Raw genomic sequence first — 15880 nt, 5'->3', positions numbered from 1 at the left:
GCCTGATTAGCGAGAATTATTAAACATGAAGTTCCGTGCTGCCTGTGGGATTTGTTTGAAAATAATCTTTCCAGTTCTTAAATATTGTTTTCTATAATAATACTTCCTTTTATATCCAGTCCGTTTTCCACATGTTTCCTCTAATATTTTCCTTACACTAAACCTAGCTTATCCTCCAGACTTTGAAGTTTTTTTTCCTGGCTTTATTCCTGGTCTCCATCTTGTTTTCCAGTATTTTGAGGATCTCTCCACAACTATTAACTAATAATCTGTTATTGTGGATAAGTCTACTATTCCATTAACGTATTCAAAAATAGAATCTTATGACAATACTTATCCACAATATAAATATTATATGAATTTTATGTTAAGTAAGTTTGTTTTATGACGGTATAAGTTGTTATCTTTGCCGCACTGAAAACGAGAGATTATCAGTAAGCGCAGAAGAATAAAAAACACTCTAAGTATTCATTTAAGGAGACCGAAAAAACTTTATAAAATAAGTTTTGTGGAATTAAAAAAAATGTTTACCTTTGCAGTCCGGTTTGCCGGGAAGCGCAGGAGTTAAGGATTGAGTTTTAGAGAGGGGTTAAGGTTACTAAAAAAACTTTAAAATTTTCTTTCAAAACATTTGGTCATTAAGAAATAAGTTATTACTTTTGCAACCGCAAATAAGGAACAGAACGACAGAGAGAGTTCTTTATGAAAGCGGAAAGATATAAAGATCATTGACATACAATATAACAACCAAGTAAGGAAAAACTAAAGCGTTAAGAAACTTTGAGTGAGCTCGGGACAAACATACAATGGAGAGTTTGATCCTGGCTCAGGATGAACGCTAGCGGGAGGCCTAACACATGCAAGCCGAGCGGTATTTGTCTTTCGGGACAGAGAGAGCGGCGTACGGGTGCGGAACACGTGTGCAACCTGCCTTTATCTGGGGGATAGCCTTTCGAAAGGAAGATTAATACCCCATAATATATTGACTGGCATCAGTTGATATTGAAAACTCCGGTGGATAGAGATGGGCACGCGCAAGATTAGATAGTTGGTGAGGTAACGGCTCACCAAGTCTACGATCTTTAGGGGGCCTGAGAGGGTGATCCCCCACACTGGTACTGAGACACGGACCAGACTCCTACGGGAGGCAGCAGTGAGGAATATTGGACAATGGGTGCAAGCCTGATCCAGCCATCCCGCGTGAAGGATGACGGCCCTATGGGTTGTAAACTTCTTTTGTATAGGGATAAACCTAGATACGTGTATCTAGCTGAAGGTACTATACGAATAAGCACCGGCTAACTCCGTGCCAGCAGCCGCGGTAATACGGAGGGTGCAAGCGTTATCCGGATTTATTGGGTTTAAAGGGTCCGTAGGCTGATGTGTAAGTCAGTGGTGAAATCTCACAGCTTAACTGTGAAACTGCCATTGATACTGCATGTCTTGAGTGTTGTTGAAGTAGCTGGAATAAGTAGTGTAGCGGTGAAATGCATAGATATTACTTAGAACACCAATTGCGAAGGCAGGTTACTAAGCAACAACTGACGCTGATGGACGAAAGCGTGGGGAGCGAACAGGATTAGATACCCTGGTAGTCCACGCCGTAAACGATGCTAACTCGTTTTTGGATTTTCGGATTCAGAGACTAAGCGAAAGTGATAAGTTAGCCACCTGGGGAGTACGTTCGCAAGAATGAAACTCAAAGGAATTGACGGGGGCCCGCACAAGCGGTGGATTATGTGGTTTAATTCGATGATACGCGAGGAACCTTACCAAGGCTTAAATGGGAAATGACAGGTTTAGAAATAGACTTTTCTTCGGACATTTTTCAAGGTGCTGCATGGTTGTCGTCAGCTCGTGCCGTGAGGTGTTAGGTTAAGTCCTGCAACGAGCGCAACCCCTGTCACTAGTTGCCATCATTAAGTTGGGGACTCTAGTGAGACTGCCTACGCAAGTAGAGAGGAAGGTGGGGATGACGTCAAATCATCACGGCCCTTACGCCTTGGGCCACACACGTAATACAATGGCCGGTACAGAGGGCAGCTACACAGCGATGTGATGCAAATCTCGAAAGCCGGTCTCAGTTCGGATTGGAGTCTGCAACTCGACTCTATGAAGCTGGAATCGCTAGTAATCGCGCATCAGCCATGGCGCGGTGAATACGTTCCCGGGCCTTGTACACACCGCCCGTCAAGCCATGGAAGTCTGGGGTACCTGAAGTCGGTGACCGTAACAGGAGCTGCCTAGGGTAAAACAGGTAACTAGGGCTAAGTCGTAACAAGGTAGCCGTACCGGAAGGTGCGGCTGGAACATCTCATTTTAGAGCGTTGAAGAACGTTAAACAAAATTAAGTATCGTAAGATACACACGAACTTACTTAAAGTTCAGCTTTAGTTTTTTATTTGGTTGATATATAAAACAATACAACACCCACTAGAAATTAGTAAAAGGGATTGAGACGAGAGGAAAGATAAAAGAAAAAGCTAAGTCTGGTATCTATTATCTGAAATCTGTTAGTCTAACAGACAGTCTCGTAGCTCAGCTGGTTAGAGCGCTACACTGATAATGTAGAGGTCGGCAGTTCGAGCCTGCCCGAGACTACTAATTAAAGCGGTAAGCAATAAGCATTAAGCTGGAGGCATTAAGCCTTGGTTTTATAGCGTAAAGCCTACAGCACCTAGAGGGGGAATTAGCTCAGCTGGCTAGAGCGCCTGCCTTGCACGCAGGAGGTCAAGGGTTCGACTCCCTTATTCTCCACATAGTGGATGTTTTAATCTTAAAAAAGCAAATAGAGCCAAAAACAATATTTGCGGGTTAAAGCAGAAATAGCATTAAAGATCATTGACATTAACGGTAAAGACATCACAAAGAGAAAACCGAGCGCATAAAAGCGCTTGAGTAACCTAAAAATAGGAAAGAAATCGTTAAGGGCGTATGGCGGATGCCTAGGCTTTCAGAGGCGAAGAAGGACGTGGTAAGCTGCGAAAAGCTGCGGGGATCGGCACACACGAATAGATCCGCAGATGTCCGAATGGGGCAACCCGGCATGTTGAAGACATGTCATCCCTTAGGGGAAGCAAACCCGGAGAACTGAAACATCTAAGTACCCGGAGGAAAAGAAATCGAAGAGATTCCGTAAGTAGTGGCGAGCGAAAGCGGATTAGCCCAAAAGCTGATATATGTTTAATAGAATGTTCTGGAAAGAACAGCCGTAGAGGGTGATAGCCCCGTATATGAAAGGCATATTTGAGTGATAAATGAGTAGGGCGGGACACGTGAAATCCTGTCTGAATATGGGGGGACCATCCTCCAAGGCTAAATACTCCTGAAAGACCGATAGTGAACAAGTACTGTGAAGGAAAGGTGAAAAGCACTTCGAATAGAAGGGTGAAATAGAACCTGAAACCGTACGCCTACAAGCGGTCGGAGCAGCATTAAGCTGTGACGGCGTGCCTTTTGCATAATGAGCCTACGAGTTAATTTTACTAGCGAGGTTAAGGTATTAAGTACCGGAGCCGGAGCGAAAGCGAGTCTGAATAGGGCGGTTAGTTAGTAGGATTAGACGCGAAACCTTGTGATCTACCCATGGGCAGGTTGAAGCTCTGGTAACACAGAGTGGAGGACCGAACCGGTTGACGTTGAAAAGTCTTCGGATGACCTGTGGGTAGGGGTGAAAGGCCAATCAAACTGGGAGATAGCTCGTACTCTCCGAAATGCATTTAGGTGCAGCGTCGATGTTAAGTTTATTAGAGGTAGAGCTACTGATTGGATGCGGGGGTTTCACCACCTACCAATTCCTGACAAACTCCGAATGCTAATAAATGTTCGTCGGCAGTGAGGGCATGGGTGCTAAGGTCCATGTCCGAGAGGGAAAGAACCCAGACCAACAGCTAAGGTCCCCAAATATATGTTAAGTTGAAGCAACGCGGTTGGACTGCATTGACAGCTAGGATGTTGGCTTGGAAGCAGCCATTCATTTAAAGAGTGCGTAACAGCTCACTAGTCGAGCGGTCCGGCATGGATAATAATCGGGCATAAACATATTACCGAAGCTATGGATTTATACCTTAGGGGTATATCTGGTAGGAGAGCATTCTATTTGCGCCGAAGCAGTACTGTGAGGTATTGTGGAGCGGATAGAAAAGAAAATGTAGGCATAAGTAACGATAAAGGGGGCGAGAAACCCCCTCACCGAAAGACTAAGGTTTCCTCAGCCATGCTAATCAGCTGAGGGTTAGTCGGGACCTAACGCGAACCCGAAAGGGGTAGTGGATGGACAATGGGTTAATATTCCCATACTTGCTCAAGAATAAAGGGGACGGTTGGATGTAGCTGCTGGAGACTGACGGAATAGTCAAGGCCTAGCCTTCGGGCGAAGCTGCTGTAGTGTAATCTGATCCAAGAAAAGCCGAATTGAAGCAACCCGTACCAAAACCGACACAGGTAGTCGAGGAGAGAATCCTAAGGTGCTCGAGTGAGTCGTGGCTAAGGAACTAGGCAAAATAGTCTCGTAACTTCGGAAGAAGAGACGCCATCAGCAATGGTGGCCGCAGTGAAGAGGCCCAGGCGACTGTTTATCAAAAACACAGGACTCTGCTAAATCGAAAGATGCTGTATAGGGTCTGACACCTGCCCGGTGCTGGAAGGTTAAGGAAGGTGCTTAGGGTTAAACCGAAGGCATTAACTGAAGCCCCAGTAAACGGCGGCCGTAACTATAACGGTCCTAAGGTAGCGAAATTCCTTGTCGGGTAAGTTCCGACCTGCACGAATGGTGTAACGATCTGGGCACTGTCTCAGCCACGAGCTCGGTGAAATTGTAGTATCGGTGAAGATGCCGATTACCCGCAATGGGACGAAAAGACCCTGTGAACCTTTACTATAACTTCGTATTGACTTTGAGTAAGTAATGTGTAGGATAGGTGGGAGGCTTTGAAGCCGGCACGCTAGTGTTGGTGGAGCCAACGTTGAAATACCACCCTTTACTTACTTGGAGCCTAACTTCTGAATTGAAGGACATTGCGTGGTGGGTAGTTTGACTGGGGTGGTCGCCTCCAAAAGAGTAACGGAGGCTTTCAAAGGTACCCTCAGCACGCTTGGTAACCGTGCGTAGAGTGTAATGGCATAAGGGTGCTTGACTGTGAGACCAACAAGTCGATCAGGTGCGAAAGCAGGACATAGTGATCCGGTGGTTCCGTATGGAAGGGCCATCGCTCATAGGATAAAAGGTACTCCGGGGATAACAGGCTAGTCTCCCCCAAGAGCTCACATCGACGGGGAGGTTCGGCACCTCGATGTCGGCTCGTCACATCCTGGGGCTGGAGAAGGTCCCAAGGGTTGGGCTGTTCGCCCATTAAAGTGGCACGCGAGCTGGGTTCAGAACGTCGTGAGACAGTTCGGTCTCTATCTATTGCGGGCGTTAGATGTTTGAGAGGGCTTGATTCTAGTACGAGAGGACCGAATTGAACAAACCTCTGGTGTATCAGTTGTACCGCCAGGTGCACCGCTGAGTAGCTACGTTTGGAAGAGATAAGCACTGAAAGCATATAAGTGCGAAACTCGCCTCAAGATGAGACATCTTTTAAGGGTCGTGGGAGATGACCACGTTGATAGGCTATAGGTGTAAAGGCAGTAATGTCATAGCCGAGTAGTACTAATTACCCGTAGATTTATAGCCTATAGGTTGCTATAACAAATATAATTTAAATTATACAAGCCTTTTATGCGCAGTTAAGGTTTTGTCTTTGTGAAAGTTTTTATCGATAAAAAAGCAGTATGCTTTACGCTGTAAGCTTGAAGCTTATAGCCTACTGCCTACAGCTATATACCTTCTTTAGGGTGGTTTTAGCGGTGGGGCTCACCTGTTCCCATTCCGAACACAGAAGTTAAGCCCACCAGCGCCGATGGTACTGCGACAAGCGGGAGAGTAGGCCGCCGCCAGTTTTTATATTATTAGAAAGTCTCATACAGTTTTGTATGAGACTTTTTTTTTGTTGTATACTGCAATAGGGAGAAGGAATTAGGGAATAGGTAATAAGCGATACCTGATCAAATCTTTGTATTTCAAAAATAAGCGAAGCGGCTTTATTTATCTTAAAAACAGTAAGCTGTTACCCATCTTTGTCTGCCATTATCTATTGCTGATAAACCCTAGCCCCGATAGCAACGGTTACCCCGCAACTGGATGGAAAAGAAAGGATTGAGGCAGGGAACAGCTAATGGCGTGAGGAGTATGAGCGGATAGCGGGAAAATGCTCATGAAAACTTTTTACATTAATTTCAGATTTTGAATTTCTTATAGATGCCAAGGAATTCAATTTGGACCTATGGTAAAGACTACTTGTGTACTATATGCAGCAGCAGGAATTGTAACAGAAGCACCGCGTATTTCCAATTGTACACCAATATCAGCATAATTTACACTATTACCAAGACCTAATACGCCGGTAAAGGTTATTGTAGAAAGCGTTGCTGCTGTTGCCTGAGGAATTTCTATATAATTGGTATTTCCTCCATTGATTGTAGCCGTACATAAGATGCAAAGACCATTGATAGTAGTCGTTCCTCCACTTCTTTTTGCAAAGAGGTGCAGATTGCTATTCCATAAAGTAGGAACATAGTGCATACTGATCTTGGCGCCGGCACTTGTGAGAAGGTTCAGGAAAGATCCTGGTAAGGTTCCGGATAATGTCAGTAGGTTAGGATTATCGTATGTTCCGGTATAGTTGGTTCCTGCTTCAGTAATGGTGGGAACGCTTACAGCCCAGTTGCTTCCTGCAATACTTATTGTTTGAGCCTCAAAGCTGCTACCGATCACTAAAGAAATGATGTACAGATATTTTTTTAAGAAAATTTTCCGGAGAAAGCGACTATTGGTTTTCATTTTTCAATTTTATTCTGTAATGGTGTAAATAATGTTAATAACTGTATTAGCCTGAGCCTGTAAATTGGCGTAATTGCCGGGAACTAATGAAATGGTAATCCCATGGCCGTTGTTTGTACCATTGCCTGTATAAGCACCCCCAATACCGCTGATAATAGTAACAGGAGTCGTAGTAAGAGTAACCTGTCCGGAAGAAGTTCCCAATGTTCCTCCTCCGGCTCCGGAAGCAGCAGCAGCCTGTAATCTTATATTCACCCCGTCAATAACTTTATTCACAGATGCTGTAATTCTTCTGGTAAGTCCTCCGGAGACAATTGCAGAAGTATAATTAATCCATTTTGATGTATTGGGGGTTGGATTCACCAGGGCATTTCCAGCCTCGGTAGGTGGCGTAAAATTTAAAGTTATATTTCCTGAAGGTTCAATATCCATTAAAGTTACAACGGGCAGCGTCATGGTAACAGCGATATTGGCAGTCTGAGAATAGAGGCTGCCAGATAAGATAAAAGCTATAGTTGATAATAGGGATCGCATCAGCATTATTTCTTATTTTTTATTTCATTATATCCTACTTTTAAGGACTCCTGCTGGTATTTGATTTCTACCGGCTGCTTAACAACACTAATATTTAATTGTTTTGTTTCTGCTGGCTGTAGGCTCAATTGAAATTGATTTGTTGAAATTTTATACCGTTTATCAAGGCCGTTTCGGTAAACTTTGACTGTCCAGTTACCCGGCCGGAGATACGTGAAATCAAAATCCTCTCCAACAAAACATATTTTACGGTAGGTCTGGTCGTTGCTGCTAGCTTCCACAATAATACTTTCTCTTTTCTTTTTTCCTTTTTTATCAATACCCGTATTTTCTTTTTCTCCTGTTTCCTGGAGCTGAACATGCCCCTTTATACTGGCTGCGGCTGTTAATCCAAAATTGAAAATGTTTTCTTTATTCATAAGAGAAAGAGTAGCAGGGAAAATCTGTGTGGGAATATCATTGATTTCTGTGGTTGAACGGTCTATTTCCAGGAAATAATTACCTGGAATAACATTTTTAAATATATAATTTCCTTCTTTATCTGTAATGGAAATGTAGCTTCCAAGCATCAGTTTTATTCCCTCTGTCTTTTTTATGCCGAGATTGCTGATATTCCCAGATAAAGAAACATACTCTGTCGTTTTCTGCACCGGAATGTTGGGACGCCAGGTATACCGCATGGAAAATATAAAATCTTTCTTTCCTATTTCTCCTCTTTGTAATGAATATCTTCCTGAAAGATCAAGCTCATTCCCCGGAAACAACTGTTGATGAAACAGAAGTTCAAATAGATTTCTGTCTTTAAAATATTCTTCAGGGATATAATTGTTCTGATAAAATATACTTAAACTGGTTTTATCGGAAAATCTATTGAATATTCTTGCTCCATAATAAAGATTTTTCTGATTCTGTAGCTGATATCTTGAAGTGATAGCATAACTTCCGAACACATTAAAAGATGTCCTGAATTTTTGAAATGAAATATTGGCGGAATAAAGGCTGGAATTTCCACTGAATTCCGTAAGGTAATTATCAGTTTTACCCAACTGCCCATCGAGATTGATCTGAAATATTCCGATCTGCTGATTAATACTGATTTTGAAGAATCGTTCATTATAATCAAACTGCTTAGGCTCTAAACGGTCCTGGTACTTTTGATAGGCGTTATTAAGGATGATGAATCCATTAGACAGATATTTGTATTGTACTCCATACTGGAAGTATTTTCTGTAAGGTGCCGCCAGCAATAAATTATCCCGCTGGAAATTTTTGACATCCTGCATATAATTGGCAAAAACGCTAAGCTTTTTGGTAATGTTATAATAAATATTACCGTTGAAGGTATCTGTATTGGTAAAATATCCTGCAAATTTTGGGCTTGTTTTGATATACATTAAGCTTCCGTTGAATTTCTCAAAAATAGCTTCGGTCTGCATCATATAAGCTGTTCCCTCTGTTTTCTCTGTCGTGCTGTAAGCCAATTCCCCGGAAAGGTTGATGTTTCTTGAAAGTTTGAATTTTCCCTTAATATAAGGAAGATGGGCTTCAGAATCTAATCTTCCATCTCCATAATTAATTTCTCTTTTTTCTGGAATTTTGTAAAGATATCCTGTAGAGATTTCTGATTCTTTCCGGATCCTGAAGGTTGAATATATATTAAATTCATCTTTAATATCTTTGAAAAACCTGGGATGGTTGTAGAATCCACCCACTCTTACTTTATTAAAATCATACCGGATTTCCGCCCCGCGCCCATATCTTGCAAACTCTGTTAAATAAGATGAAGAATAAGTTTTATCTCCAAGATGAACGAAAAGATGATCCCGTTTATAGTTGACAAAATATTCTTCATATTGAGTAAATGAACTAAATTCTACAGGATTGCGTGTTACTGCATGAAACTCAATCTGGTTTTTATTGTCTTTGTCCAATGTTCCTTTGCCATACAGCTCACCCTGGAAACCATCCTGGTAAACACCCATATTCTGCATGCCGATGAAAGACAAAGAGGCCGCAATAGGAAGTCTGTGGTAAATGTCATTTTCCAAAGGTTTTACCGATATAACCTGGGTACTTACGTAAACATCTTGATTTTCTTCAGGACTATCTTTTGAATATGCTGATAGATTCAGATTTTGAACCTCATTTTGCCTGAGATCAGGGCTGGTTAGTTTGTGTACGTTGATAACTTTAGATTCATTGGGGCTTAAGACTATTGATGTATCATAATCAATAATGGCATTTTTACTTTCCAGAATAACATTTTCCGTTACATTCCCGTTATTTTTCAGTAAAAATGAAGAATGAATGGTTTCTCCGGCTCTTATAAATTCCGGAGAATTTAATGCCTTAAGGGAAAGTTTCCTGCTCCCGGAAATGGTAATTTGTGAAGTTTTTACAAAGGATATCCCGCTATGGCGGTCTGTAATGTTCAATGTTATTGTATAGAGGCCCTTAGCTGTTTCTGCTGTAATACGTAATGGAAGCAGATATACTGAAGTTTCATGAGGAACCATCTTAAGTTCTCCTTTTGCTAAAATAGGGACGATATTCGGATCTGACGTGGTCGCCGAAATATCATAAACCTTGTTTTCCGCTGAACTATTTTCTAATGTAAAGGGAATAGAAGTAGACGTTCCCGGCATTAGACTATCTCTTTTACTGATCAACGGGCTGGATTGCTGTTGAGAAAAAGAAAATATCGGGAATAATAGGATAATAAATAAAGTCCAAGTTCTAATCATTTTTTACTTCTAATTCCACATTGAGTGCAAAAGCATTCTCTTCTTCGTCTGTGGTCATTATCGTAGCTCTATATTTACCTACAGGTACCTTACTGATATCAATGTAAAATGTTTTAGAGGTATTAGGCAGCAGTCCCATGGTTAAGCTTGAATAGGTTCCAAGCTTTTCACCGGTCTTACTGTTATAGATCTCAATAAATGCTGTTGGTTTACAGTAAAGACTTCCATTATTGGCTATTGCAATTTTTACGGTTTGCCTGCCATCTTGTTTTTCTACTTTTACGCTTTCAAATTTCAGTTCCGGTTTGGCCTTTTCTGCCTCATAATCTGTAATGACCTGGATAGCATACCTTATCACAGAAGTAATGCTTACTCCCGCTTTATTTTCGCTGGGTTTTATGTCATCTACAGGTTCTACAATGATGACGCTCCAATAACTTCCGGGGGCTAGTGTCTGATTAGGAACTGTGATTTCATAGAATATTTCTGTCTTTTCTTTGCCTTTCAGAGTAATCAGATTGGTATTGAGTTTAATCCAGTCTCCATTACTGCGTTTATTGGTATGCAATGATGTGTAATTGATTGTCCCATCCGCATGATAGGCGAAATCCTGTAAAAATAATTTTACATTCTGAGGAGTATTGCTTGTATTTTCAATAGCAATTTTTCCTTTATAAACTTTTCCGTTTTCTACTGAGTAAGAATGCGTAAGCCCGTTGAGAATCACAATACCGGCATGTAAAAAACTGAACTGCAAAATCAGGGTGATTAAAAGAAGAATACGCTTCATCATCATATAAAGTTTAGGGTTAAATCATAAATAATACAAAAACAGGAAGAAACTGAATGACAACTTCTTCTTGTTTTTGAAAGGCAGAATAGAATGGTGTTTAAATTCTAATTATCTGATATCGTATAAGTAACGGTAGCTATGGTAGTGGCGGTTGCCTGTAAATCTGCATAAGCTGCTACACCTCCGGGGCCGCTTCCTGCTGCAAGAGCATACGTAAGATTATGTCCGTTATTGGTACCATTGCCGGTATATGCACTTCCAATGCCGGAGATAATGATCTGGTCGGCACCACTTAATGTAAGCAGTCCTGCAGATGTTCCTAATGTACCTCCTCCGGATCCGGTGGCCGCAGCCGCAGTTACGTGAAGGTCAACCCCTGGAATGATGGCATTCATGCTTACAGTCACATTACGGGTAGGATCTGCAACAGATTTTATGGAAGAATAATTAAGCCACAGCGTAGTGTTTGCTGTACTTGGAATAATGGGATTTCCGGCTTCATCGGGAGCTGTAAATCCCAGGGTAATATTTTTAGTAGCAGCAGGTTCAATATCAACCAGGGCAACTTCCGGGATAGAAATTGTCACGGTATGATTGTCTGTTTTCGTATCCTGTGCACTCAGGTTTCCAGCGAATACTGAAGTAAATAATACTATCGCAAGGGATAAGTTTAATTTTTTCATGGTGTAGGTTGTTTAATGAAGTGAAATTAACAATAATCGAAATAATATGAAAATAATTTTTTATTTTTTGAATATTGTTAATTATTTTTATGTTATATGTTATTACGATTGTGAATTATTAATGCAAATTAGAATAAAAAAATATATTCTCTTATGATTGTAATCATAACAAAAAGCCTTACACCTGAGGGCGTAAGGCTCAATAAGTATATCAATAACTCCTAGATCCAGTGTGGGTCGGTAACAGACATTTTTCCGTTCTCTAGTCTTCCTGCAAAATGCCAGATACAGTCACCGGATATGATTTTTAGATCATACCAGCCTTTGTTTTTTGCCAGATCAACTGTCATTTTTTCTTCAGTTTGCTGCACCGAAATGTTTTTCCGGCTTTTTTCGTAAAGATCTTCCAGTACTAAATTGATATTTCCTTTCTTCTTTTGTCTGAAAATAATTTCAGCCTTATGTTCAGAAGCTCTATTCACAAAAAGTACTTCTGTTTCCGGGATCATGCTGCCTTTGAATTTTCTGAAAAATCCGTTCGGGCCAAAAACTTCATAGTCATAGTTCTGACCGGATATTTCATGTTTCATTTCCTGCTTAGCATACAATGCATATGAATAATAGGAAGCTCCTTTACCGAACATCGCTCTGTCATAAATAATCAGCGGAACACCATTTTCTTTCAGGTTCTCCATATGGATTTTTTTATTTTCCAGATTAACGTGGAAATGGTAAGGAAGTGGATTAGAAGGCTTGATCCCTCTTTCCTGAATATCAAGAAGCCTTTCATTAAGCTCACTTTCAGCATACCATTTCAGGTTTGGAACAGGTTTGCTTTTGGCTGCATTGATCGTCCTTGCATAATCTTTCTGATCAATATAATCCATTTGGGGAGCTTTTACATTAGCTGTATTAAAAGCAGACGTAAGATCTCCGCATACCGCTCTTCTCCAATCACTGATGTTATTTACCGTAACGTCTTTTCCTGTCTTTTTCTTTATGAAATTTTCCAGGAACTGAAGAACAGAAGTATGGTCTGAAACTTCAGAATTCACAAGACCGCCTTTCGTCCATGGCGAAGCAATAATCATTGGCACCCGATAGCCCAGACCTACAGTTCCTTCAATTCTTTCATGATCCTTCAGAGGAAGTGTTTTCATGTATTCCTGAGAACGGTCTACATATTCTGCGCCTTCTTTGCTGTTCATGTCAACTGGTTGGTTGGGATTCAATGGAGGAGTAAAAGGAAGAACATGGTCAAAATAACCGTCATTTTCATCATAATTGATAATGAAGATCGTTTTTTTCCATACTTCAGGATCTTTGGTGAGAATGTTCAGTACTTCTGAAATATACCATGCTCCATACCAGGGCGATCCCGGATGGTCTGAAAAATGCTCAGGGGCAATCAGCCATGAAACCAGCGGAAGCTTTTTTTCTTCAACATCTTTCCGGAACTGAAACAGGACATCTCCTTTCGGGACTACCAGTCTTTGTCCATATTCATCCTGCCCGATTTCAAGGTCCCAATAATTAGGATCATTGCTGTTGGTAGTAAAAGCTTTTTCATGAAGATTCTTTTCCTTCTGCGATAGTTTTGAATAATTTTTAGGATCATATTGAATCTGGTCTTCCTCCAGCTCGCGGATAATCTTGTCAAGTCTTTCTTTCTGCTCCGGCTTCTTTTCAATTTCCTTTTTCAGATGGTTAATCATTTTAGGAATATGCTGATGGTAGCCTTTGGAGAATTTTACATTGAAACTGGAAAACCATTCAATAGGATTATCTGTAAAGTTGCTTAACCAGGCCTCCTGTTCACCGGACATTCCTTTCGGAAGACTGATTTCATTCTGATAGATCCTCCAGGAAACATCCTGTTCCTCCAAAATTTCAGGAAAGCTTTTCCAGCGGGCCTGTCTTGCTTTATCATAATCGATATTTTCATTGTAAACATTAGCCTTTACTTTGCCATTTTGCTGCTCACGAAGTGTTCCGGACCAAAGGAAAAGCCTGTTTGGAGTAGTTCCCGTAAGAGAAGAGCAGAAATATTGATCGAAGATCGTAAATGCATCGGCAAGCTGGTAATAAAACGGAAGATCTTCCCGGTTATAATAACCTAAAGTAAGCGGAATATCTTTATAATCTTTATTGCCTGAAGCTTTTGCCTGCAGCCAGTGATCATATTTTCCCTTGTTTAAAGCTTTCTGCTGGTCAGACCATGAATGGGGCAATGAACTCATCCATGTGGATTTTGTATTTCTAAGATCCAGCCGTGCAGGCGAGGCATATTTTCCGGAATTTCCTTTCTGAAAAAATACAGAATGGCCATCCTCTTTTATGAAAGCTCTTTTGTCTAAAAAGCCTCTTACTCCTTTAAGTGCTCCGAAAGCATGATCAAAGGAACGGTTTTCCTGCATCAGGATCACCACGTGTTCCGCATCATAAAAAGTAGATTGGGCAGCAGGTTCAATGGTAAGGGCTTTTAAAATGGAAGGGTGCAGAACGCTTGAAGTTCCTAATCCTGCCAGCAAAAGACTTGATTTTTCTAAAAATTCTCTTCTGTTCATAATCTGTCGTAATAGAAAGAAACCGCAAGTTAATAGGATTTTCCTGCGGTTTCCTGATTTTTATAAATTATTTGACCTGAATTCGGGATCAGATTATTGTAAGTAATCTCTGGAGATTACCATACGAATAGTCTCTTTCTGTATCCTTCTCTGGCATTCAATCCTTTACTGAAGCCACCAGGGTTTAGAATTAATATTGTCGCTTCCTCCGTATTGTGCATTAAGAGCTGCCTTCAGATTAGTGCTGTTGTAATTATACTCTGATTGTGGATACCTGAATCTGAACGGTGCCGAAACTCCGGTCTGCAAAGGATAATTCGGAAATCCTGTTCTCAGATAATCGTAATAGGAAGTCCATTGAGCCTGATGGAACATCGTCATATATTTCTGAGTCATGATCTTTTCTATACGGTTTTGCAGTGGATCAGAATCATTATAAACCACCATGGATGAAGCCAGATACTGATTGACATCGAATCCTGCAAAATACTGATTCGGGTTTTTCACATACGTCTGATAAAAGTTGAAACTAGCCTTGATGGCGTTATCATAATGGGTTTTTGCTGATCCGGAAATCCATCCGCGGGCTGTTGCCTCTGCTAAAATAAACTCCAGTTCCGAATAGCTTAATACCGAAGATGGCTCATTCGTAGGATCCTTATAAAAACGGTCGTTCACTTTTGATATGTTTTTTGCGGTGATCAGAGCTGCATTGTCAGAATAAGGAGAAGTAGGATTTCCTCCGTTATATCCCGTAAAATCTGTAATAGGTTTTGCGGCTTCCTTAGCTGCGGTAGTCTGCGCGGCAAATGTGAAAAGCCTCGGATCATGTCTGTCTTTGAACATATTAATGAAATAATCAGCCATATATAAACTCGATCCATAACCGCTGTTGTTGAACATGGTGTAGCGGCTGTCTGCGGCATCTACAAATTTCAGTTCACCATTATCTCCGATAGATGTCATCAGAGGCTGGTTACCTGCTATAGAAGCAAATTCTCCGGCCACATTGTAGCTTCCCAGAGTGGTCTTTTTAGATAGGGTTATCAAGATTTTCAATCGGAATGAATTGATCAGCTTTTTCCATTTGGAGGCATCACCGTTGTAGATAATATCACCTTCAATCTTGTCTGTAGAATTAATAAGGTCGTTGGCTTCTTTCAGTTCTGTAAGAATACCTGCCATCACTGCTTCCTGGCTGTCATATTTCGGCTGGATAATTTTAGATTCTCCTTTTACTGCTTCAGAATAAGGAATACTTCCTAATTTCATGCTTAGATTAAAGAAATGATAGGCTCTGTAGAATTTACCAATTGCGAGATAATTTTTATTGCCGGTTTTTTCTGCTTCCTGCATCATTTTTGTGGTGTTCAAAAGAGCTTTGGTGTACACTTCAAAAGAAGCTTCATTCCATTTCATATACTGATAGGTATTTTCACCGTCTGTCCCGATCATCATTCTTGAAGCGTACATATTCTCACCGTTTACCTGAAAAGTATTCATAGATACATAGGTTAAAAGGACTTTCGGGTCTACGCTGGACTGGTCGTTAGGGTTTTCATTGATGGTATCAAGACTGGATTCACATGAAGCCATCATGAGAATTCCTGCTGCAAATAATGATTTTATAGCAGCACTTTTCAGCTTTGTTAAATTGAGAATTATATTATTTTTCATTG

At 40.9% G+C, this 15880-nt stretch carries 7 protein-coding genes, 2 tRNA genes and 3 rRNA genes; 5 read left to right on the top strand and 7 right to left on the bottom strand.

Annotation, left to right across the window (positions count from 1 at the left end):
- Nucleotides 1–803 precede the first annotated feature (803 nt).
- The 5 genes from FW768_RS13330 to rrf all read left to right on the top strand — a co-directional run bounded on the left by FW768_RS13330 (nucleotide 804) and on the right by rrf (nucleotide 5940).
- Nucleotides 804–2320, top strand: a 16S ribosomal RNA gene (locus tag FW768_RS13330).
- A gap of 207 nt (nucleotides 2321–2527) precedes the next feature.
- Nucleotides 2528–2601: transfer RNA gene (locus FW768_RS13325), tRNA-Ile, on the top strand.
- Between the two features lie 82 nt (nucleotides 2602–2683).
- Nucleotides 2684–2757, top strand: a tRNA-Ala gene (locus FW768_RS13320).
- Nucleotides 2758–2914: 157 nt separating this feature from the next.
- Nucleotides 2915–5674 (top strand): 23S ribosomal RNA (locus tag FW768_RS13315).
- Nucleotides 5675–5831: 157 nt separating this feature from the next.
- A 5S ribosomal RNA gene (gene rrf, locus FW768_RS13310) occupies nucleotides 5832–5940 on the top strand.
- Together the 16S, 23S and 5S rRNA genes with 2 tRNA genes alongside form the textbook arrangement of a ribosomal RNA operon.
- Before the next feature lie 370 nt (nucleotides 5941–6310).
- Here rrf and FW768_RS13305 read toward each other — a convergent pair.
- The 7 genes from FW768_RS13305 to FW768_RS13275 all read right to left on the bottom strand — a co-directional run bounded on the left by FW768_RS13305 (nucleotide 6311) and on the right by FW768_RS13275 (nucleotide 15878).
- Nucleotides 6311–6880 carry a hypothetical protein gene (locus tag FW768_RS13305; RefSeq protein WP_153396147.1) on the bottom strand — a complete coding sequence of 190 codons (570 nt, stop codon included), beginning with the start codon at nucleotides 6878–6880 and terminating at the stop codon, nucleotides 6311–6313.
- Nucleotides 6881–6889: 9 nt separating this feature from the next.
- Nucleotides 6890–7414 carry a hypothetical protein gene (locus FW768_RS13300; protein WP_231128688.1) on the bottom strand — a complete coding sequence of 175 codons (525 nt, stop codon included), beginning with the start codon at nucleotides 7412–7414 and terminating at the stop codon, nucleotides 6890–6892.
- Nucleotides 7415–7419: 5 nt separating this feature from the next.
- Entirely contained in the window at nucleotides 7420–10158 is a 2739-nt protein-coding gene (locus FW768_RS13295) for a COG1470 family protein (protein WP_153396143.1), read from the bottom strand.
- Nucleotides 10151–10951 carry a WxL protein host-binding domain-containing protein gene (locus tag FW768_RS13290; protein ID WP_153396141.1) on the bottom strand — a complete coding sequence of 267 codons (801 nt, stop codon included), beginning with the start codon at nucleotides 10949–10951 and terminating at the stop codon, nucleotides 10151–10153. The genes FW768_RS13295 and FW768_RS13290 overlap by 8 nt, the downstream gene beginning before the upstream one ends.
- Nucleotides 10952–11055: 104 nt before the next feature.
- On the bottom strand, nucleotides 11056–11634 hold the full coding sequence (locus FW768_RS13285) for a hypothetical protein (RefSeq protein WP_153396139.1): 579 nt from the start codon (nucleotides 11632–11634) through the stop codon (nucleotides 11056–11058).
- Between the two features lie 221 nt (nucleotides 11635–11855).
- Nucleotides 11856–14201: a phosphocholine-specific phospholipase C gene (locus tag FW768_RS13280; protein ID WP_153396137.1), complete on the bottom strand. Its 2346-nt coding sequence runs from the start codon at nucleotides 14199–14201 to the stop codon at nucleotides 11856–11858.
- 165 nt (nucleotides 14202–14366) lie between these two features.
- Complete coding sequence (locus tag FW768_RS13275) at nucleotides 14367–15878, bottom strand: SusD/RagB family nutrient-binding outer membrane lipoprotein (protein WP_153396135.1); 1512 nt, start codon at nucleotides 15876–15878, stop codon at nucleotides 14367–14369.
- Nucleotides 15879–15880 lie beyond the last annotated feature (2 nt).

The sequence above is a fragment of the Chryseobacterium vaccae genome (assembly GCF_009602705.1).
GTDB lineage: Bacteria > Bacteroidota > Bacteroidia > Flavobacteriales > Weeksellaceae > Chryseobacterium > Chryseobacterium vaccae.
This window is presented reverse-complemented; position numbering and strand designations above follow the sequence as displayed.

What these genes read in the sequence shown, in the direction of transcription:
- FW768_RS13305 (WP_153396147.1), bottom strand. Translation starts at nt 6,880, where the DNA reads ATGAAAACCAATAGTCGCTTTCTCCGGAAAATTTTCTTAAAAAAATAT.
- FW768_RS13300 (WP_231128688.1), bottom strand. Translation starts at nt 7,414, where the DNA reads ATGCGATCCCTATTATCAACTATAGCTTTTATCTTATCTGGCAGCCTC.
- FW768_RS13295 (WP_153396143.1), bottom strand. Translation starts at nt 10,158, where the DNA reads ATGATTAGAACTTGGACTTTATTTATTATCCTATTATTCCCGATATTT.
- FW768_RS13290 (WP_153396141.1), bottom strand. Translation starts at nt 10,951, where the DNA reads ATGATGAAGCGTATTCTTCTTTTAATCACCCTGATTTTGCAGTTCAGT.
- FW768_RS13285 (WP_153396139.1), bottom strand. Translation starts at nt 11,634, where the DNA reads ATGAAAAAATTAAACTTATCCCTTGCGATAGTATTATTTACTTCAGTA.
- FW768_RS13280 (WP_153396137.1), bottom strand. Translation starts at nt 14,201, where the DNA reads ATGAACAGAAGAGAATTTTTAGAAAAATCAAGTCTTTTGCTGGCAGGA.
- FW768_RS13275 (WP_153396135.1), bottom strand. Translation starts at nt 15,878, where the DNA reads ATGAAAAATAATATAATTCTCAATTTAACAAAGCTGAAAAGTGCTGCT.